A 19,888-nucleotide genomic window follows, 5' to 3' on the forward strand; every position below is an offset into this window, starting at 1 on the left:
TCCACGCCTCCTACTTTCGCGCCGCTTTCATGATCACAATCGACAAGATCGCCGGCCTGCAGGAACGGCTTGAAGCCCTGAACGGATACCTCGCCATCGAAGAGAAGCGAGGGCGCATCCTGGAGGAGGAGAAGTACACGCTCGACCCCGACTTCTGGAACGACGCCAAGAAGGCCAAGGCCGTGATGCACCGGATCCGCGAGCTCAAGCGCTGGGTGGGGCTGTATGAGGGCGTGAAGCGCGAGGTGGATGATGCGGCCGTGATGTTCGACTTCTGGAAGGCGAAGGAGGTGAGCGAGGATGAGCTGGAGGCGCAGTTCAAGAAGGCGGAGCACGTGCTGGAGGAACTCGAGTTCAAGAACATGCTCAGCGCCGAAGAGGATCCCTTGAGCGCCGTGGTGCAGATCACCAGCGGCGCGGGGGGCACCGAGAGCAACGATTGGGCGCTGATGCTCCTCCGCATGTACCGCATGTGGGCCGATAAGGAAGGCTACAGCGTGAAGGTGCTCGACTACCAGGACGGCGAGGCCGCGGGCATCAAGCAGGCCACGCTCGAAGTGGATGGTGAATTCGCCTTCGGCATGCTCAAGGGCGAGAATGGCGTGCATCGCCTGGTTCGCATCAGCCCGTTCGACAGCAACGCGCGCAGGCACACGAGCTTCGTGAGCGTGTACGTGTACCCGCTGGTGGATGAGAGCATCGAGATCGACATCAACCCAGCCGACATCACATGGGACACCTTCCGCAGCGGCGGAGCCGGTGGCCAGAACGTGAACAAGGTGGAAACAGGCGTGAGGCTGCGCCACGGGCCCACGGGCATCATCATCGAGAACACCGAGACGCGCAGCCAGCTGGAGAACAAGAACAAGGCGCTGCAGCTGCTGAAGTCGCAGCTGTACGAGGCCGAGCTGGAGCGGCGCCGCAGCAAGCGCAGCGAGATCGAGGCGGGCAAGAAGAAGATCGAGTGGGGCAGCCAGATCCGCAACTATGTGCTGCAGCCCTACAAGCTGGTGAAGGACGTGCGCACCGAGCATGAGACGAGCAACGTGGATGACGTCCTGAACGGAGGAATCGGTGAGTTCCTGAAAGCCTACCTGATGATGCACGGGCAATCCCAGAAAGTGTAGGGGCGATACGAGCATCGCCCGGAACCTGATGGCGATGAGTGGTTGTTGGCAACCGAACGAAGAACGACATGGATTACAGGATCGAGAAAGACACCATGGGCGAGGTGAAAGTGCCCGCCGACAAGTTCTGGGGCGCGCAGACCGAGCGCAGCCGCAACAATTTCAGGATTGGCCCGCCGGGCAGCATGCCGCGCGAGATCGTGCATGCGTTCGCCTACCTCAAGAAGGCCGCGGCCCTCACCAACCTGGAGCTGGGCAAGTTGCCGAAGGAGAAGTGCGAGCTCATCGGCCGCGTGTGCGATGAGATCATCGCTGGCAAGCTCGACGATCAGTTCCCGCTGGTGATCTGGCAGACCGGCAGCGGCACCCAGAGCAACATGAACGTGAACGAGGTGATCGCCTACCGCGCGCATGTGCTCAACGGCGGCAGCCTCAGCGACGAGCAGAAGGTCCTCAACCCCAACGACGACATCAATAAGAGCCAGAGCAGCAACGACACCTTCCCCACGGCCATGCACATCGCGGCGTACAAGCTCACGGTGGAATTGACCATCCCAGGCGTGAAGAAGCTACGTGAAGCGCTCGCGCAGAAGGCGAAGTCCTTCCATGCGATCGTGAAGACCGGCCGCACGCATTTCATGGACGCCACGCCCCTCACCCTGGGCCAGGAGTTCAGCGGTTACGTGCAGCAACTGGATAACGGCCTGCGCGCCATCGACAACGCGCTGCACATGGTGGGCGAACTGGCCCTGGGCGGCACGGCCGTGGGCACGGGCCTGAATGCGCCCAAGGGCTATGCGGCGAAGGTGGCTGAGCAGATCGGAAAGCTGACCGGGCTTCCGTTCACCAGTGCGCCGAACAAGTTCGAGGCCCTGGCCGCGCACGATGCCATGGTGGAGCTGAGCGGTGCGCAGAAGCGACTCGCTGTTTCCCTGATGAAGATCGCCAACGACATCCGCATCCTCAGCAGCGGCCCGCGGAGCGGCATCGGAGAGCTCATCATCCCCGACAACGAGCCCGGCTCATCCATCATGCCCGGCAAGGTGAATCCCACGCAGCCCGAAGCGATGACGATGGTGTGCGCACAGGTCATCGGCAATGATGTGGCCGTCAGCGTAGGCGGTATGCAGGGCCACTTCGAACTGAACGTCTTCAAGCCCTTGATCGCCGCCAACGTGCTGCAGAGCGCCCGCCTGCTCGGCGATGCGTGCGTCTCCTTCACCGACAAGTGCGCCGTCGGCATTGAACCGAACGAGGCCGTGATCAAGCGCCACTTGGAGAACTCGCTCATGCTGGTCACCAGCCTGAACCCGCACATCGGCTATTACAAGGCCGCCGAGATCGCGAAGAAGGCGCACAAGGAGGGCACCACCTTGAAGGAGGCCGCCATCGCGCTCGGGCATGTGAGCGCGGAGGATTTTGACAAGTGGGTGGATCCAAGCAAGATGTGCAGCGAGGGATGAGCCGCTTGGCCCATCTCACGGCCGCGAGCATGCTCACCTGTTCACTGCAGGCCCAAGTCATCGCCACCGGCGCCCTCAAGCGCACCATGTGGGATGGCCAGCGCAGCGGATTGATCGCGATGGATTCGTTGAGCGCGCCCGGCACGTACGGCATGGGACCACTGGAGCACATGCGCGGCGAGATCACGCTGGTCGATGGCCGAAGCCTTGCGGCGCGCGTTGTAGGTGATAGACTGGCGGTATGCGTTGATCCAGCAGCCAAGGCGCCCTTCTTCGTGCACGAACGCGTATCGCAATGGGAGGAAGTCATGGTCCCGAGCGACGTTTCGTCTGCCGAGCAATTGGATGCATTCCTCGATAAGCGAGGCAACGATGAACCTTTCTTCTTCCGCTTGACAGGCCGCTTCGAGGAGGTGGACATACATGTGTGGGACCTGCCCACGGACTCGACTTTCACCGGTCCTATGGAAGGCGCGCGCTACAAACGGCACTTCAGCTTGAAAGAAGCGGAAGGAGAAGTTGTCGGTGTTTTCTCCCGGCATCATCGCACGGTGTTCACGCACCACGATTCATTCATCCATATGCATTTCCTGAGCAGCGATGGCCGCGTGATGGGCCATGTGGATGCATTGAAGATCGTGGCAGGGGGCGTGGTGCTCGTTGTCGGGAAGCCCTGATGACGGGAGGCAGAGAGGCCCGGAGCATACGCCCCGGGCCCCCTCCTTGGGCAAGCCACGTGTGCCTACCTCACGATGGGCTTGCCATTGGCGTTCCACGCTTGAATGCCGCCAGCCAGGTCGCGCACATCCAAGAAGCCGGCCTTGACCATGGCTTCACGCGCAGCAGCGCTGCGGCCGCCAACCGCGCAGTACACCAGCACCGGGGCATTCTTGTCGAGCTGGCCCATGCTGGCTTCCAGTTGGCCGCTGGTCCAGTCCAGGTTGCGTGCGTCCGGCAGGTGACCGGCCGAGAACTCCCCGGGCGTGCGCACATCGATCAGCTGGGCCTTGGCTGTGATCGCTTTCTCGAATGCATCCGGAGCGAGCGATGCGGGACCGGTGGATTGCCCGCATGCGGTGAGGATGGCAACGGCGAGCGAGGTGATGAGTGTGATAGGTCTCATGGGAGCGAGGTTGGGCGTCAAAGATGCGGAGCGATGATCTGTTGCAATTGCTCGGCGCTCATCACGCCGCTGCGGCGCCAGACGGGCTGGCCCTTCTTGAAGACGATGAGCGTGGGCACGCCCTGCACCTGATAGGCTTGCGCGGCCGCCGGATTGCGGTCCACATCGATCTTGATCACTGTGGCCAGGTCGCCAACGCGGCGCTTGAGGTCCTCGAGGATGGGGCCCATCACACGGCAGGGGCCGCACCATTCTGCGGAGAAGTCCACCAGCACCGGCTTGTCGCCGGCGATGAGGTCCTTGAAGCTCGTTGCTCTTTGAGTTTCGGTCATTTGACTTCGTGGTAGGTGAGTTCGTTGTCGTTGATCGGTTCCCGTGCAGGTACTGGCGTGCAGCTGCCGACGAAGCAGCAGCCGGTGTTGAGGATGGCCTGCATGCTGAAGAAGGCACCCGCCCCGAGAGCGAAGGCCTCGCTGCTGGCGAAGCCTTGGCCGATGAAGGCCAGCCCAATCCCCAGCCGCAACCACCGTGTCCAAGGCCAGTGGCGCAGCGCAGTCATGACAGCAGTGCTTGCACGTTCTGCCATGGCCCACCGTTGTAGGCCTCGAAGCCCGCGCTCTTCAGTGCATCGGCCGCCATGCCACTGCGGGCGCCGCTGCGGCAGCACGTGATCACGGGCTTCTCCTTGCTGAGCTTGCCCAACTGACCTTGAAGGCGGTCGAGCGGGATGTTCACCGCGCCCTTGGGATGGCCGCTGCGGTATTCGTCAGGCGTTCGCACATCGATGATCTGCGCGCCTTCCTTGATCATTTGGCTGAGGTCCACCTTGGGGCCTCCTAGGCCGAACAATGTCTTGAACATGGGAGGGTGTTTCTGTTGGCACAAAGGTCCGGCAACGCACAGGCGAACAGTGTGACTTGCCTCACAGGGGCTCAGAAGACATAGTTGATGATCAGGTCGGCGTGCAGCATGTCCACCTTATGAATCGACTGCCGCTCGGAGAGGCCACCATCCAGCGGCAGTTTGGCCAGCACGAGCAACTGCGCAGCAAGGCCTTTCCATCCACCCTTGAAGCGGTACTGCGCGTTCACATCGAATTGCGTGTAGGATGGCATCGCGTACTTGTTCAACCGCGCATCGGTGAGTTCGGGCATCTGGGACAATCCGCCATCCACCTGGATCCGCCAGCCGTTGTCCGCCTTCCAGATCAGGTTCAGCGAAGCAGCATGTACATCGCCCGCTCCTTCATTCCGTTCGCGCGGCAGGAAGGTGAAGAAGGGGTCACGGCCCCATTCGCGCGGCATCAGGTAGCGGCCATGGGCAGTGATGCGCGTGTAGTTGAGCTGCCATCGGAAGCGGCCTAGGACATGGCGCAATCTGCCGCTGAAGGCCCACGACGATTCGCTGTGCGGCATGTAGAGGAGCGAGTCGTTCGTGTGGCCGTGGACCTTGGCGGCGTCCTGCTTTATCGCCATGCCGGAGATGCTCCACTGGTCGTCCTTGTTGCCCGCATCCACCTGCACCAACGCGCTGTTGAAGACGTTCTCCGTGTACAGGTCCCAAGCGGTAACATTCACCCGCGGTAGGATCTTCTGCGTGATGCTCGCGGCGAAGATCCCCGCGCTCTCCACATGCTCGCCATGCTGTGCGCCTTCGCCGTACACGTTGCGGCCCACCGGGAAAACGGACATGCTCTCGTCCACCGTGTACCATTCGCTGGCGCCACGCGGGGCCACACGGTAGAGCCATCCGCCTTGCAGCACCGTTCCGTGCTTCGTTCGGTGCTGTGCCCAAATGCCTTCGAAGAGGCTGGGGTGCATGCGGCCATCCTGCGGATTGAGGAAAGGCGTGTTCAGTTCTTGCTTTCCGATCACGATCTGCGTGCGCTCATCGTGCGACGCCCAGTCCAGCTGGAATTCGTGCAGGTAGGCCAGGTCATTGGTGCGCCGCGGGTCATTCACGTCGTACAGGCCGATCTCATAGCGATTCGGCACTCCTGTCAACGGATCGCTCGCGGTCAGATCGCTCGAGCGCAGGTCGAAGGTGTATCCGCCGCTCAGTTTGAAGCGCGCGCCGTTCCAACGGAGTGAAGTGAATCCCAGCGTTCCCCCGAAGGCGACGGCGTGATAGTCGCTTGTCGCCCCATCGTTCACCGTCAGCATGTTGTACAGGCGGAATCGGCCTTCGAGTTCGCCGCGCTTCATGATGTCGTACAGGTGGCTCGCGCCGCGGAGGCTGTCGTTGCTAGGGATGTCATGCTCGCTCTGCTGTGCGTGCGAAGCGATGGACGAACTGACCCAAAGGATGAGCAGTGCCCTGTACCGGCCGCTGCGCGACCGGTGCGAACCCGGATGCGCCATGGATCAGAATCCCGCCTTGATGTAGCTCCAGCCATCCTCCTGCCGCTCCACGATGTGGATGATGCCGGCCTTCACGTAACCGGCTTCGGGGAGGACTTTCGCCCGGTCGAGATCACGCTCGCGGATGGTGTTCTCGCACGCGAGGAAAGCGATGCCTTGTGCGGCGAACTGCTTCACCTTGCCTTGAACGATGCTGCGGTCGATCAAGAGCATGTCCAAGCCGGGGCCGTGGCACACCACTTCAAGCTGAAGGGTGGGAGCGGCTTCCTTCATGTTCTTGATCTGCTTCATCAGGTTCTTGTGCACGAGCGTATCGCCGCTGGTAAGCTGCATGACGATGCGATGCTGGCGAATACCGACCTGGGCGGGCACCGTCACGGTTGCGAGCAGCAGTGGAATCAGCAGGAGGAGCTTCTTCATGGCAGCAAAGGTGTGCAGCTGACTGGTCGCGGTTCTGTGATATGGCTCACGCAATTCAGCGGAATTCGTAGTCGTAGCCTTCAAGTTGGCTCAGCAGATCCTGGGGTGCATCGGTCGCGGTGATGCGGCCTTCCACCTTGGGCGCGACGGGGGAGAACACCCCGAAGTAGTCGCGCAGGATCGTGTGCATGGTGATGTCGGCCCGGCGCGGGTTCTTCACCTTCTCAAGGCGGCAGAGCGTGTCGTCCGCATCACCTTCGCGCTCGCAGGCGGCGATGAGGTAAGTGCGCGACAGGTCGATCGGCTTCTTGCCCACCTTGATCCAGTTCACACGCTTCCCCAGGTCGTTGTGCATGGTGAAGTTGGCCGTCATGCCTTTGAAGCGCACCACCCAGCCGCCGAAACGTTTGGCGGGATCCTTCGCGAAGACGTTGTGCAACTCCTTCTCCAGCCAGTCCCACAGCTGCTGACCGGTCGCTTCGCCGTACTTGGCTTCGCTGTCCACCGGGATCATGCTCCAGAGGTTGTCGTTGGTGATGGGAACGGGGTTCTTTCCATCGGCCACGATGGGCGGGCAGAACCGGAAGCCGTTGCTGATGGCGACGTCGGGATTCAGTTTCCACATGATGGCATCCGTGATCAGGTTGTCCATCGGATTCTCGATCACGTAGTAGCGCACCAGCGTGTTCTTCGTGCTGCCCACCACCTTGTTCAGCTCTTCCTTGTAAGGCGCGCTCACTTCATCCACGAGCGCGAGCATCGTCTTGTCCGCGGGGTACTTCTCCGGGTCCACATCGAGTAATTCATAGTGGCTGTCCTTCACTTTGCCATCTTCCACCAACACATCCAAGCGTGCCACGAATGATCCGAAGGCGCCCGGCTCCACCACCTTGCTGTATTTGGCTTCGATGGGGGTGCGCACGCGTTCGTGGGTGTCGGCTCCAAGGATGAGGTCCGCGCCTTCCACTTCGGGCTTGTTGGCCAGGTCCACTTGCTGCGCCAGGCCCATGTGGGTGACGAGGAAGACCATGGCGCACTGCTCATAATCGCGCAGGATACGGATGTACTTCGCGACGTTCAGCTCCGGCTTGGTGAACTTGATGCCGCAGCTGTAGGCCGGTGATTGGCGCTTGGGCGTGAGCGGATCGTTGTAGCCGATGAAGCCGATCTTGATGCCGGCGACCTGCTTCGTCCAGTAGGGGTGGAAGATCATCTCGCCAGCGAGGTCTGCATTCGGGTCCTTCATATCGCCGCAGTAGGCGGCCAGCTTCTCGTGGTACATGTTGGCGCAGATCTTCGCGCCACGGTAACCACCGAGGTCCTTCAGCATGTTCTCCTTGCCGTACACCACCTCCCAATTGCCGGGCAGCAGCAGGTCATAGCCCACCGCGTTCATCAGGGGCACGATCGCGCGCCCCTCGCTCTTGGCCGCTACGCCACCACCTTGGAAGCAGTCGCCGCCGTCGATCACCAGCGTGTTCGCGGGATCCTCGTTGCGCAGCGCGTCGATCATCGTCTTCAGCACGCCGTAGCCGCCTCGCTTCTTGTACACGGGTTTCCCATTCTCGAGGAAGAACTCGTCATGCGTGTGCAACTGCGCGTGGATGTCGCTGGTGAATAGCAGGGTGAATTTCCCTGCTTTGCCCGTGCTCACGGCTCGCGCGCCGAGCAGTTCTTCGCGATGCTGCGGATCCGCCAACGCGCCCATGGCCACCGTCGGGCCCAGCGTGAGCCCAGCACCCAGGGCGCCCAGCGATTTGAGTGCTTGCCTGCGGCTCACGTTGTACGTAGCCTCATCATGATCGCCGCAGCTGCAGCCAGGAGGGTGGATGATCTCGCTCATGGTTTCGTGTAATAGGATGCAATGGGTCCGAACGGTCCGAATTTGTGCTGCTGCTCAGGGAAGGGGTCGGCGTATGGACCCAAGGGATGGTCCACGGGCTTCTTGCTGATGTCTGGCCAATCACCGGTGAGATCCCGATCCGGACGCGGTTGGGAGTTCACGTACGCGGCCACATCCCAGGCCTCTTCGTCGGTGAGTTGCGGAGCAAGATAGGTGGCACCCTGCGGCATGTTGGCCTTCACGTAGCCCGCGAAGCGGCTGAGGCGGTAGAGCCCTGCACCGCTATTGTAGCTGAAAGGCCCCCAGAGCGGCGGATAGAGTTGCGTGATGCTATCGGCCTTCAGCATGCCTTGTCCATCGGTGCCGTGGCAAGATGAGCACTTCGCATGGAAGACCTGCTCACCACGCTTGGGGTCTGCCGCACGGTCGAGGAAAGCCAGTTCCATGATGCCCGATCCCTTGGGCTTTTGGTCCCGCGCAATGCCGGTGCCCAACCATTCCAGGTAGGCGAGGATGGCGCGCATCTCGCGGCTGGTGCTGTCCAATGCGGTTCCATTCAGGCTGCGCTCCACGCAATCATTCACGCGCTTCACCACGGTCTCGAGCTTCCCGCTGCGCGCGCGGATCTTCGGATAGGTGCTCCACACGGCGCCATAGTTGTTGCCCCACGGCTTGGTGCCTGCATCGAGGTGGCAGTTCTGGCAATTCAGCGCGTTGGTGTTCCGCATCACCATCCCGTTCGGGCCGATGTAAAGCGCCGTGCTCGTGATCAGCTCACGACCATAGCGGACCAGGTCCTCGCGCTCGTCATCGAGGAAGGCGAGCCGAGCGGTATCAGCGCCGCTCCACAGCCCATCCGGATCGTACGTGGCCGCTTGCGGCAACGGATCCGGTGCTTGCGTGTCCGGGATATCGGATGGGAGGAAGAACTGCGCGGCCACGAGCGCGACCAGGATCCAAGTGATGCGCTTGCTCCAGCTCAGTCCTCCCTTGCGCGGCTTCCCGATGCGCTCCTGCAAGGTGGCAAGCGCGTCATCGAGCACGTAGAGCACCACCAGGACAAGGACGGTGGCCAGCAGGACGATCGCGGGCACGAGCATGGCCGTGCGCGATCAATGAGGCAGTTTCTCGCGAAGGAGGCCGTACACCCATGTGCCCGCGACCGCGCTCAAGAAGGTCACCATCACCACGCTGAAGCCGGCCCCCATCTGCGCGAACAGCGGCCCAGGGCACGCGCCGGTGATGGCCCAGCCGAGGCCGAAGAGCAGGCCGCCGATCACCTGGCCCTTGTTGAACTCCTTCTTCGGGATGTGGATCTCCTCACCATGGATGGTCCTGGCCTTCGTGCGCTTGATGAGCAGCACGCTGATGAGCCCGACAATCACAGCCGTGCCGATCACGCCGTACATGTGGAAGCTCTCGAAGCGGAACATCTCCTGGATCCGGAACCAGCTGATGATCTCGGCCTTCACGAAGACGATGCCGAAGAGGATGCCCCAAGCGCTGTACTTGAAATTGTGCCACCACGGGTGCACCAGCTCGCTCTCATTCACGCAGATCGCATCAAGCTCGCGTTGCTTCAGGTCGGCGTCCGGCGCCTGTAGGATATCGCGCTCCATGGCTTCAGAGGGAAAGGAGTAAGGGAAGGATGAACCAGGTCATGGTGATGCCACCGACCATGAACATCACGGTGGCCACGAGGCTCGGCCATTGCATGCTGCTGAGGCCCATGATGGCGTGCCCGCTGGTGCAGCCGCCGGCGTAGCGCGTGCCGAAGCCCACCAGGAATCCGCCGAATACGAAGAAGATCAGGCCGCGGAGCGTGAAAAGCTGGTCCCAGCTGAAGATCTCGGCAGGCAGCAGATGACCCGTGTCCGTGATGCCCTTGCTCGCGAGGTACTCGGCGGTCGGCTCAGCCAGCACCATCGGGTTCGGGTCGCTGAGGAATTGCGCGGCGATGAAAGCGCCCACCGCGATGCCGCCCACGAAGAACAGGTTCCAGGCTTCCTTCTTCCAATCGTATTTGAAGAAGGAGATGTTCGCGGGCAAGCAGGCCGCGCACAAATGGCGCAGGGAGCTGCTGATCCCGAAACTCTTGTTGCCCACGAGCAGCAGGTAGGGTACGGTGAGGCCGATAAGGGCGCCGGCCACGTACCAGGGCCAGGGTTCTTTGATGGTCTCGAGCATGGGGTGAGGGGGGCGATGGTTCACGCCGCGTTCACTTCTTCAGTGTGCTCGGGCAGACATAGTCCGTAACCTTCACATCCGTTTTCTTGATCGCATTGAACCCGCCGCGCACTTCAACGAGGTTGTGATAGCCGCGCGATTTCAACAGGCTAGCTGCGATCATGCTCCGATAGCCCCCGGCGCAATGCACGTAGTTCGTTTCCTCCTTGCTGAATGCGGCGAGGTTCTGGTTGATATACTGAAGTGATGCATGCCAGGCGCCATCCACGTGCTCGGCCTCGTACTCACCATCCTTGCGCACATCCACCACGCGCAGCTTGCCGGCGTGGAAGCGCTTGGCGAATTCCTCCGCATCGATGCGTTCGATGGCGTCCATCTCCTTGCCGCTCGCCTTCCATGCGCTCATGCCGCCTTTCAGGAAGCCGAGCACGTTGTCGTAGCCCACGCGGGCGAGGCGCGTCACCACTTCCTCCTCCATGCCTTCATCGGTCACGAGCAGGAGCGGATGCTGCACATCAGGGATCATGCTGCCCACCCACGGGGCGAAATCACCCTTGATGCCGATGTTGATGCTGCGCGGGATGAAGCCGTCCTTGAAGTCCTCAGCATTTCGTGTGTCGAGCACCAGCGCACCTTCAGCCTCGGCCACCAGCTCGAACTGGTCGGGTGTGAGTGCGCGCATGCCGCGTTCCTTCACGCTGTCCACGCTTTCGATCACGCCTTTGTTCAAGGCCACGTTCTGCGGGAAGTAGGCCGGCGGCGGAAGCAGGCCGTCGGTCACCTCCTTGATGAACTGCTCCTTCGTGGCCGCCTTCAGTGCGTAGTTGTGCTGCTTCTGATTGCCCAGCGTGTCGAAGGTCTCCTTGCTCATGTTCTTGCCGCAAGCGCTGCCGGCACCATGCGCGGGGTACACGATCACGTCATCGGGCAGGGGCATGATCTTGTTGTGCAGGCTGTCGTAGAGGAAACCGGCGAGGTCCTCCTGCGTCAGTGTGCCCATCTTCTGCGCCAGGTCCGGACGGCCCACATCGCCGATGAAGAGCGTATCGCCGCTGAAGATGGCGTGCGGCTTCCCGTTCTCATCCTTGAGCAGATAGGTCGTGCTTTCCATGGTATGACCGGGCGTGTGCAGTACGGTGATGGTCACCTTGCCCACGTTCAGCACCTCGCCGTCGGAAGCGATGTGCGCCTCGAACTGCGGATTCGCATTGGGCCCGTACACGATGGGCGCGCCGGTTTTCTTGCTGAGGTCGAGATGGCCGCTCACGAAGTCGGCGTGGAAGTGCGTCTCCAGCACGTACTTGATCTTGGCGCCGCTCTGCCTCGCGCGCTCGAGGTAAGGATGCGTTTCGCGCAGCGGATCGATGATCACGGCCTCGCCGTTGCTCTCGATGTAGTAGGCGCCCTGTGCGAGGCAGCCGGTGTAGATCTGTTCGATTTTCATTTTCAGTTGGAGTTGCTGGGGCGCGTCATGATGCGCCCGCACGGTTAGCTGAGCTTTGAAAGTTCCTTTCCGATGATGTACACGCCCATCACGAGCACGAACCATCCGAAAGCGGGCTTGAGTTTCTCATTGGGGATGCGTTTGCTAAGGGCGCTGCCTACCAGGATGCCGACAATGGCCACCGCGCTGAAGATCCCGAGGAAGCCCCAATCGATGAACTCATCGCCCTTGAGATCGCCGGTGAAGCCGATCAGCGATTTGGCCGCGATGATGATGAGCGAGGTGCCTACCGCCTGCTTCATGGGAAGCTTCGCGAGCAGCACCAGCGCCGGGATGATGAGGAATCCGCCGCCTGCGCCCACCAGGCCCGTGATGGTGCCGACAACAGCACCTTCCCCAAGGATCAGTGGATAGTTGAATCTGAGGCTCCGGCAGCCGGCTCGTTGGGTCCCAGGCCGCTTTGGGTTTCTGGATCATGCTGTAGGCTGCGGCCACCATGAGCAACGCGAAGAAGATGAGCATGCCCAGCGCCTTGCTCACGGCAACGCCGCTCACGTTGAAGAGCGTGTCGGGCAGGGCAGGCACCAGCCAGGCCCTCGTGGCGAAGACCGCCGCGATGCTGGGTATGCCGAACACCACCGCTGTTCGCCAGTGGATATTGCCGAGGCGCATGTGGCTGAGGCTCCCGATCAAGCTCGTCAAGCCCACGATGAAGAGCGAGTAGGCCGTGGCGAGCACCGCGTCGATGTGGAAGAGGTACACGAGGATGGGCAGCGTGAGGATGCTGCCGCCCCCGCCGATGAGGCCGAGGGACAGGCCCATGATGATCGCGCCGATGTAGCCGAGGATCTCCATGCTCATAGTTGCTCGCAGCAGTTCTCCAGGCACGAAACGATATTCATGAACTCGGTGCGCTTCAGGCTCCAGTAACTGTACTTGCCTTCCTTCTCACAGGTGAGCAGGCCTTTGTCGCGCATCAGGGTGAGGTGCTGGCTGAGGATGGCTTGCTCAATGCCGAGGATCCCCTCAAGCTCCCGGTTGCACAGCCGGGCGCGCTGGCTAAGGGCATCGAGGATGTCGAGCCGTTGCGGATGGGCCGACGCCTTGAGCAATTCGCTGGCGCGAACAAGCTTCTCAGGTCCGACCCGCTCGTGCAGGCTCTCGGTGGCGATGATCGCGGTCATGGAGGGCGCAAACGTATAGCTATGCTTCTATGCGACTCGGTGAGTTTGCTCACTGAGCCCGTGGGGGACCCGCGCTACAGGGCCTTGAGCAGGTCCGCGCCGAATTGCTTCACCTGGTAGCGCCGCATGCCGGGCACCCTTGCAAGCGCCTCGATGTCGCCGGGCAAGGTCCGGGCGATATCCGCGAGCATCTGGTTGCTGGCCACGATGCCGAGGCGCAGGTCCTGCTCCTGGGTGAGCCGGTCCCGGACCTGTTTGAGGCGTTTCAGGCGATCGTCGTAGTCAGGATCGCGGGACCAGCGTTTGCCGCGAGGCACTTGCGGCCATTGGTCCTTCGGCGATTCGAGCCCGCGCTTCACAGCGGCGAGCAGTTCCTTCCCGTGCCGTTGCAGGAGCCGTTCGCCGATGCCGCTCCGTTTGCCCAGTTCATGCATGTCTTTCGGCGGGTCGGTGGCCAATGCAAGCAGCGGCTCGTTGCCCAGGACCATGAAGGGCGCCCGATCCATGCGCTCGGCGATCCGCTCGCGCAAGGCATGCACCTCACGGAGCACGGCAAGCTGCTGGGGCTTCAGCAGTTTCGCGGTCTTGATCTTCAGGTAGGCCGGCTCATCGTCAACAGGCAGGTTGAAGGGCGCATCGGTGAGCAGGCTGAACTCCTCCTCGGCCCATTCCCAGCGCTGCTTGGCGATCAGCTTCTCCTTGAGCACATCCCGCAGCGCGATCAGGTGGCTGGTATCGCCGGCAGCATAGCTGAGCATATCGGGGGGCAGCGGGCGCTTGCTCCAGTCGGCCTTCTGGAATCTCTTATCCACGCGCACGCCTTGGTACTTCAGCAGCAGCGATGCCAGCCCGATCTCCGGCTCATTGATGAGTTCTGCGGCCACAAGCGTGTCGAATACGTTCTCCACCCGGATGCCGTGGTACTTCGCGAGGATCCGCAGGTCGTAATCAGCGTCGTGGATCACCACTTCCATGGCTTTCTCCGAGAGGAGCTCGGCCAGGGGTTTCAGGTCCGGCAGCGCCAAGGGGTCCACCAGGAACGTGCGGTCGCGCGTGCTGAGCTGCACCAGGCATACCTTCTCCTTGTACCGGTGGAAGCTGCTTGCCTCGGTGTCGAGGGCGATGATCGAAGCCGCTCCGAGTTCCGTGGCGCACTTGGCCAGTGCGGCATGCGCGGTGATTAGTTCGAAGCTGGCCACGTTCGTGTGCGAAGCGTTTCGAATGGGTCAGATGTAGCGTTCGCCGCTCTCGGCGGTGAGCTCGTTCACGAATTGCTTGATCTGCTGCTCGTCACGCTTGCGACAGACCAGGAGCGCGTCGTTGGTGCTCACCACGATGCAATCCTCGAGGCCCTGCAGGACGAGCAACCGATCATCGTGCGCATGCACCACATTGCCGCTGCATTCATGGAGCTTCACGGAGCTCCCAATGGCCGCATTGCCATGCGCATCCTTGGGCAGGTGGGTGTACAAGCTGCCCCAGGTGCCCAGGTCGCTCCATCCGAAATCGCCCATCACCGTGAAGGCATCGGCGGTTTTCTCCATGATGCCATAATCGATGCTCTCACTGGCGCATTCGGCGTACACTTCCTGGATGGCTGATCGCTCTTCTGCCGTTCCGATCGAACCGCTGCGCCTGTCGAACGACGCTTGCATCTCCGGCAGATGGCGATGGAAAGCGGCGTCGATGCTCTTGAGCGTCCAGATGAAGATGCCTGCGTTCCAGAGGAAATCGCCGCTCTCGATGAAGCGCTGGGCCGTGGCATGATCGGGTTTCTCCGTGAAGGTCTTCACCTTCTTCACGCGGGGATGCATGGTGCCATCTCCATCTTGGAATTGGATATAGCCGTAGCCGGTATCTGGGCGGCTGGGCACGATGCCGAGCGTTACCAGGCAATCGCCCGATCGCGCCTGCTTCACCGCGGTGCGGATCGTCTCATGGAAGGCTTCCTCTTTCAGCACCAGGTGATCGCTTGGCGCCACGATGATGGCTGCGTTGGGGTCGTGCCTGCCGATCACGGCATTCGCGTAAGCCACGCACGGTGCCGTGTTCTTGCGCTGTGGTTCTTCCAGGATCTGCCAATCGGCCAGGTCGGGGAGCTGCTCACGCACGATGGCGGCATACCGATCATTGGTGACCACCAGGATGCGCTCCTTGCCGCAGATGGGCACGAATCGGTCGTAGGTCTGCTGAAGGAGCGTGCGCCCCAATCCCAGGAAGTCGAGGAACTGCTTGGGATATGCGGTGCGGCTCATGGGCCAGAAGCGGCTTCCAACGCCGCCTGCCATGATCACGCACCAGGTATTCTCATTGCTCATGCGGCGCGCAAGGTATCGGCTCCGGCTCAGGCAAGTGAAGCGTTTCCGGTTTGGTTGTCCCGACTTCGATCAACGGGTCCATGAGGAAGGAGCGCCCATCGCTCAGGCATTTGCATTTGAATCTCTTCCGGAGCCGGGGGCCTTTCAGGTAGAGGGCCTTGCGGTATCTGAAAATGGCCCCTTCGGGCAGATCCTCCAAGTGCAGGCCGGGCTTGGGGTCATGCCGGTGCAAGGCGCGCATGAGCTGGGGGTCGGCGCAGCTGCTCGCGGGAGGGCGGCCCATGTGCAGGGTGAGTGCCAGCAGCACATCGGGAGGCAATACCGCAGGGCTCAAATACGGCCGCATCAATCGCTTGTAGGCCATGCGCCATTCGTGGCCATGCGGTTCGGCGCGGGGAGCCTCAATGAATACGGCGTGATGGGCGAACTCGTGGACCAACGTCACCAGGAAGGCATACGGGTTCAGGTCGCCGTTCACGCTGATCCGCGGCGATCGGCCCGATCGGTCGTTGCGGTAATCGCCCAATTTGGTGGCGCGTGCCCGCGTGATCCGGATCCGCACGGGATGCGCGCGCAGCCAATCGAGCACGGGCGGCCAAGCGCCTTCTGGCAGGGATTGGCGCAGGAGGTCGAGAGCGTGCGCGCGGGGGGGCATGGTGCCGCTCAGCTAGGTTCGCCCAGCTGCGGCCCCGGGAACGCCAGGCTGTCATCAACAGGGGGGCGCAAATGGCCCCAGCTCGGGCAATCGCAGCCGCGCTTCTTCCGGTATTTGAGCGTTTTCCGGGGGCGGCTTCCGCAGGCCGTGGCCAATAGGACCACGAGGAGGGCAAGCAGGATCGAACGGGCGGGCGTGGGCATCGAGTCGCGGCGCCAAGGTATGCGCGTATGGGCGTGGCCTACATTCGCCGCACACCTCCAGCGTGGGCGTCCTGTTCCATATCGGCCAGTACATGCTGCTGCTGCGCGAGACCTTCATGCGGCCAGAGCGCCTCAGCCTTTATTGGTCGCGTACCTTGGAAGAGATGGACCTGCTTGGGGTCAAGAGCCTCGGCATCGTGGCTCTGCTCTCGGCCTTCATGGGCGCGGTGATCACCATCCAGACCAAGACCAACATCGACAGTCCGTTGATCCAGGCCTGGGTCGTTGGCTTCGCTACCCGGCAGAGCACCATCCTGGAGTTCAGCCCAACGGTGATCTCGCTGATCCTGGCCGGCAAAGTGGGCAGCAGCATCGCTGCCGAGATCGGCTCCATGCGCGTGAAGGAGCAGATCGACGCGCTTGATATCATGGGCGTGAACTCGGCCGGCTACCTGATACTCCCGAAGATCGTGGCCACCATGGTGATCAACCCTTTCCTGGTCATGATCAGCATGTTCCTGGGCATCTTCAGCGGGTGGTTCGCGGGCGTGCAGACTGGCATCGTGCAGAGCGACGACTTCCTCACCGGCATCCAGCTCGATTTCAAGGTGTACCACGTGGTGTACGCGCTGATCAAGACGGTCGTCTTCGCTTTCCTGATCGCCACGGTGAGCGCATACCAGGGCTATTACACCCGGGGCGGCACCCGCGAGGTGGGTGTGAGCAGCACGCGGGCCGTGGTATTCAGCAGCATGGCCATCCTGCTGGCCAACCTGATCCTCACGCAGATGCTGCTGCTATGATCACGGTCGAAGGCCTGGGCAAGCGGTTCGGCAGCGTGCAGGTGCTAGAGGGCATTGATGCGGAATTCCGCAAAGGCAAGGTGAACCAGGTCATCGGCCGCAGCGGATCTGGCAAGAGCGTGCTGGCCAAGTGCATGGTGGGGCTTCACCGTCCCGAAGAAGGACGCGTGCTCTATGAGGGGCGTTCCTTCCATGACATGGAGCCCGAGGAGAAGCGCCTCATCCGCCAGCGCATCGGCATGCTCTTCCAGGGCTCCGCGCTCTTCGACAGCCTCAATGTGATCGAGAACGTGATGTTCCCCCTGCGGATGTTCGGAACCATGCCGAAGAGCGAGATGGCCGATCGTGCGCACAGTTGCCTGAAGCGCGTGAGCATCATCGACAAGGATGCGCTGTTCCCAGCGGAGCTGAGCGGTGGCATGCAGAAGCGCGTGGGCATCGCGCGGGCCATTGCCATGGAGCCGCAATACCTGTTCTGCGACGAGCCCAACAGCGGCCTTGACCCGCAGACCAGCATCGTGATCGACGACCTGATCAAGGACATCACCGAGGAGGCCGGGATCACCACCGTGGTGATCACGCACGACATGAACAGCGTGATGGAGACCGGCGAGCACATCCTCTTCATCCACAAGGGCCGCAAATGGTGGGAGGGCAGCCGGGAAGAGCTTCTCAACAGCGACAACAAGGAGCTCAACGAGTTCGTCTTCGCCGGCAGCCTCATGCGGCAGGTGAAGAAGGCCATGGGCGGCTGATCCGGCGGGCTGCGGGATCATCAGAACGAAGAAGCCCCCGATGCAGACGCATCGGGGGCTTCCTCGTTCTGGACTATCCCTTACTTCAGCGTCACGCGCTGCGCGGTGCTGGCCTTGCCGTCGCTCACGCGCACGGTGTACACGCCAGCGGCTTCTCCACGGAGGTCAAGGGTGGAGCTGCCGGTGGTGCGGGTGTTAAGCACCTCGCGGCCCAGCATGTCCGTGACCTGGATGGTGAAGCTGCCGCCCTGCTCAGCACGGAACTGCAGCAAGCCGTCGGCGCTCGGGTTCGGGAAGATCGAGATGCCGGTGAGGTCGTTGGCCTCGGTGATCCCGATCGAGGGGTTCAGGCCCAATCGGATGTGGTAGGCATTGCCGTTGGTGTACACCTGATCCTGAGGGATCTCGATGCCAGCGGCCAGGCCGGGCTGGGGCACGGTGAGGTCGTCGATGACACGCATGTTCGTGGTGCCGCCGCTGCTGTACATCTTCACGCCCACGTAGTAGCCACCGGGCTGGATCACATAGGGCGTCTCGAAGGCCACGGTCACCTTGCCGTCGGCGATGTGCCCGGCGTTGATCTCGGTGACGTTCTGGTTCTCGTACAACGGGGCTTCGAGCTGGCCTGCGGCGCTGAGCACCGTGTCGTAAATGGCCGGGAAGAAGTAGGCGCCCTCATCCGAAGCGTTCGTGATGCCGATCTCGAGGCCGTAGATCGTGGTGGCCGTCTTGATCTCGTAGTAATTGAAGAGCACCAGGCCATCGGCGGCATCCGTGAAGCTATTGGTGCCCGTGGAGGTCAATGATTCGTAACCGGCAGGGTGGTTGCCGATTCCATCGAGCGTGTACCAATCGTTGTTCACCTCGAAGTTGCGCAGGTAGGTGTTGTTGTCCGTGTCGTCCTCCTGCGGGGTCTCCGTAGCGGCAAGCCCGAAGGTCGCGTTGTAAGTGCCGACACCCAAGGCGCCCGGCAACATGAAGCTCTCATCCCAAAGCCCAGCCTCACCGCTTGCAAGGTTCACAGGGTTGCTGGTGCTCAGGAAGGGGGTCGGGCCGGTAACGTTCATCGCCACGGTGGCGTTGGTCATGGCATTCACGCCGAAGTTGAGGTAATTGCCGCCGATCTGCATCGTGGGGTTCAGCTGGTTCTCCGGGATGCGGCCATACTCCTCGCCGTTGCCGGTGTGGCTCAAGAAACCGCTCTCCATCACCAAATCGTAAGGGGGTTGGTCCATCACCTTGAAATCGTCCACGTACCAGGTGTAGCCCCAGATGCCCACGAAGAGCAGGCGCACCCAAACCTGAGGTTGGTCGCCAGCAGCTGCAGAGATGTTGATGCGTCGCAGGGTGGGGTTGCCGGGCGAAACACCCTGGGTGAGTTCACCGGGCTCGAACACGTAGAACACATTGCTCATGCCGCTGATGTCCGAACCAGGCTCAAGCGTGGTGGGCCAATCCGTGTTGTTCGTGCTCACCACCAGATAGGTCTGCTCGTTGTTGTACTCCCTGTATTGCGTCTGGAATTCAACGATAACGTTCGGATAACCAGCGGTGCTGAACGAGTTGGCCGTGGTCAGATTGGCGCGCTCCAGGTTAGCCGTGTTGTTGTTGAAGCCATCGGAGTCGTACATCGCATATCCATTGCCGGCTGTGGGGCTCTGGATGGCAGGCGTGGGGTAGTCTCCCGTTCCAGCGATGCCAACGCCGATTTCCCATTGGTTGTTGTTCGGAAGGGTGCCTTGGTGGTCGCTGCTGATCGACCAGTCGGCTTCATTGGAGAAATCGCTCTCCCAGAGGATGGTGCTGCGCGCGCCCCCCAGCAACGGCCCCACTTGAACAGCAGGATCGAGTGAGGGCTTGGCGGTGAAGCGGGGGCCTTGATAGGCGGTTTTCTGCGCGCTCACGGTGCCGGCAATGGCCACGCAGAGCAGCAGGGTCGAGTAGATCTTCTTCATCGTTTTTGGTTTTCGGGATCCACGAGGGGTTAGGGTGCAAAGAAACCA

At 61.8% G+C, this 19,888-nt stretch carries 21 protein-coding genes and 1 pseudogene; 5 read left to right on the forward strand and 17 right to left on the reverse strand.

Annotated elements, in window-relative coordinates:
- Nucleotides 1-29: 29 nt before the first annotated feature.
- The 3 genes from prfB to IPM12_08000 all read left to right on the forward strand — a co-directional run bounded on the left by prfB (nucleotide 30) and on the right by IPM12_08000 (nucleotide 3,267).
- Complete coding sequence (prfB, locus tag IPM12_07990; protein MBK9147743.1) at nucleotides 30-1,127, forward strand: peptide chain release factor 2; 1,098 nt, start codon at nucleotides 30-32, stop codon at nucleotides 1,125-1,127.
- A gap of 68 nt (nucleotides 1,128-1,195) precedes the next feature.
- The gene (gene fumC / locus IPM12_07995) at nucleotides 1,196-2,590 is read left to right on the forward strand and encodes a class II fumarate hydratase (GenBank protein ID MBK9147744.1); all 1,395 of its coding nucleotides are present in this window, start codon (nucleotides 1,196-1,198) and stop codon (nucleotides 2,588-2,590) included.
- On the forward strand, nucleotides 2,587-3,267 hold the full coding sequence (locus IPM12_08000) for an acetolactate decarboxylase (protein ID MBK9147745.1): 681 nt from the start codon (nucleotides 2,587-2,589) through the stop codon (nucleotides 3,265-3,267). Before fumC ends, IPM12_08000 begins: the two co-directional genes overlap by 4 nt.
- Nucleotides 3,268-3,332: 65 nt before the next feature.
- Here IPM12_08000 and IPM12_08005 read toward each other — a convergent pair whose 3' ends face one another.
- The 16 genes and pseudogenes from IPM12_08005 to IPM12_08080 all read right to left on the reverse strand — a co-directional run bounded on the left by IPM12_08005 (nucleotide 3,333) and on the right by IPM12_08080 (nucleotide 16,124).
- Nucleotides 3,333-3,713, reverse strand: coding sequence for a rhodanese-like domain-containing protein (locus tag IPM12_08005; GenBank protein ID MBK9147746.1), 381 nt, complete (start codon nucleotides 3,711-3,713; stop codon nucleotides 3,333-3,335).
- Nucleotides 3,714-3,730: 17 nt separating this feature from the next.
- Nucleotides 3,731-4,045 (reverse strand): thioredoxin, encoded by a 315-nt coding sequence (trxA, locus tag IPM12_08010; GenBank protein ID MBK9147747.1) that lies wholly within the window; start codon nucleotides 4,043-4,045, stop codon nucleotides 3,731-3,733.
- Nucleotides 4,042-4,272, reverse strand: a complete 231-nt coding sequence (locus IPM12_08015; GenBank protein MBK9147748.1) for a hypothetical protein — start codon at nucleotides 4,270-4,272, stop codon at nucleotides 4,042-4,044. Before IPM12_08015 ends, trxA begins: the two co-directional genes overlap by 4 nt.
- Nucleotides 4,269-4,574, reverse strand: coding sequence for a rhodanese-like domain-containing protein (locus IPM12_08020; protein ID MBK9147749.1), 306 nt, complete (start codon nucleotides 4,572-4,574; stop codon nucleotides 4,269-4,271). The genes IPM12_08015 and IPM12_08020 overlap by 4 nt, the downstream gene beginning before the upstream one ends.
- A gap of 71 nt (nucleotides 4,575-4,645) precedes the next feature.
- On the reverse strand, nucleotides 4,646-6,073 hold the full coding sequence (locus IPM12_08025) for a hypothetical protein (protein MBK9147750.1): 1,428 nt from the start codon (nucleotides 6,071-6,073) through the stop codon (nucleotides 4,646-4,648).
- Nucleotides 6,074-6,076: 3 nt separating this feature from the next.
- Nucleotides 6,077-6,493, reverse strand: coding sequence for a DsrE family protein (locus IPM12_08030; GenBank protein ID MBK9147751.1), 417 nt, complete (start codon nucleotides 6,491-6,493; stop codon nucleotides 6,077-6,079).
- Between the two features lie 55 nt (nucleotides 6,494-6,548).
- A complete protein-coding gene (locus IPM12_08035) occupies nucleotides 6,549-8,336 on the reverse strand; it encodes a 5'-nucleotidase C-terminal domain-containing protein (GenBank protein ID MBK9147752.1) in 1,788 nt (595 codons plus the stop codon).
- Nucleotides 8,333-9,436, reverse strand: coding sequence for a c-type cytochrome (locus IPM12_08040; protein MBK9147753.1), 1,104 nt, complete (start codon nucleotides 9,434-9,436; stop codon nucleotides 8,333-8,335). Before IPM12_08040 ends, IPM12_08035 begins: the two co-directional genes overlap by 4 nt.
- Before the next feature lie 12 nt (nucleotides 9,437-9,448).
- Nucleotides 9,449-9,955 (reverse strand): YeeE/YedE family protein, encoded by a 507-nt coding sequence (locus IPM12_08045; protein ID MBK9147754.1) that lies wholly within the window; start codon nucleotides 9,953-9,955, stop codon nucleotides 9,449-9,451.
- 4 nt (nucleotides 9,956-9,959) lie between these two features.
- Nucleotides 9,960-10,523, reverse strand: a complete 564-nt coding sequence (locus tag IPM12_08050) for a YeeE/YedE family protein (GenBank protein ID MBK9147755.1) — start codon at nucleotides 10,521-10,523, stop codon at nucleotides 9,960-9,962.
- A gap of 31 nt (nucleotides 10,524-10,554) precedes the next feature.
- On the reverse strand, nucleotides 10,555-11,967 hold the full coding sequence (locus IPM12_08055) for an MBL fold metallo-hydrolase (GenBank protein ID MBK9147756.1): 1,413 nt from the start codon (nucleotides 11,965-11,967) through the stop codon (nucleotides 10,555-10,557).
- A gap of 44 nt (nucleotides 11,968-12,011) precedes the next feature.
- A pseudogene (locus tag IPM12_08060) lies at nucleotides 12,012-12,822 on the reverse strand (sulfite exporter TauE/SafE family protein).
- Between the two features lie 2 nt (nucleotides 12,823-12,824).
- Nucleotides 12,825-13,151: a winged helix-turn-helix transcriptional regulator gene (locus IPM12_08065; protein ID MBK9147757.1), complete on the reverse strand. Its 327-nt coding sequence runs from the start codon at nucleotides 13,149-13,151 to the stop codon at nucleotides 12,825-12,827.
- Nucleotides 13,152-13,225: 74 nt separating this feature from the next.
- Nucleotides 13,226-14,350, reverse strand: a complete 1,125-nt coding sequence (locus IPM12_08070) for a ribonuclease D (protein MBK9147758.1) — start codon at nucleotides 14,348-14,350, stop codon at nucleotides 13,226-13,228.
- Between the two features lie 27 nt (nucleotides 14,351-14,377).
- Nucleotides 14,378-15,469: an NTP transferase domain-containing protein gene (locus IPM12_08075; protein MBK9147759.1), complete on the reverse strand. Its 1,092-nt coding sequence runs from the start codon at nucleotides 15,467-15,469 to the stop codon at nucleotides 14,378-14,380.
- A complete protein-coding gene (locus tag IPM12_08080; GenBank protein MBK9147760.1) occupies nucleotides 15,459-16,124 on the reverse strand; it encodes a SprT-like domain-containing protein in 666 nt (221 codons plus the stop codon). The genes IPM12_08075 and IPM12_08080 overlap by 11 nt, the downstream gene beginning before the upstream one ends.
- A gap of 295 nt (nucleotides 16,125-16,419) precedes the next feature.
- Between IPM12_08080 and IPM12_08085 the strand changes: the two genes are divergently transcribed.
- Complete coding sequence (locus IPM12_08085; GenBank protein ID MBK9147761.1) at nucleotides 16,420-17,130, forward strand: ABC transporter permease; 711 nt, start codon at nucleotides 16,420-16,422, stop codon at nucleotides 17,128-17,130.
- Complete coding sequence (locus IPM12_08090; GenBank protein MBK9147762.1) at nucleotides 17,127-17,885, forward strand: ATP-binding cassette domain-containing protein; 759 nt, start codon at nucleotides 17,127-17,129, stop codon at nucleotides 17,883-17,885. The genes IPM12_08085 and IPM12_08090 overlap by 4 nt, the downstream gene beginning before the upstream one ends.
- A gap of 80 nt (nucleotides 17,886-17,965) precedes the next feature.
- Here the strand turns inward: IPM12_08090 and IPM12_08095 are convergent, their stop codons facing one another.
- Complete coding sequence (locus IPM12_08095; GenBank protein ID MBK9147763.1) at nucleotides 17,966-19,840, reverse strand: T9SS type A sorting domain-containing protein; 1,875 nt, start codon at nucleotides 19,838-19,840, stop codon at nucleotides 17,966-17,968.
- Nucleotides 19,841-19,888 lie beyond the last annotated feature (48 nt).

The sequence above is a fragment of the Flavobacteriales bacterium genome (assembly GCA_016716605.1).
Taxonomy (GTDB): domain Bacteria; phylum Bacteroidota; class Bacteroidia; order Flavobacteriales_F; family PHOS-HE28; genus PHOS-HE28.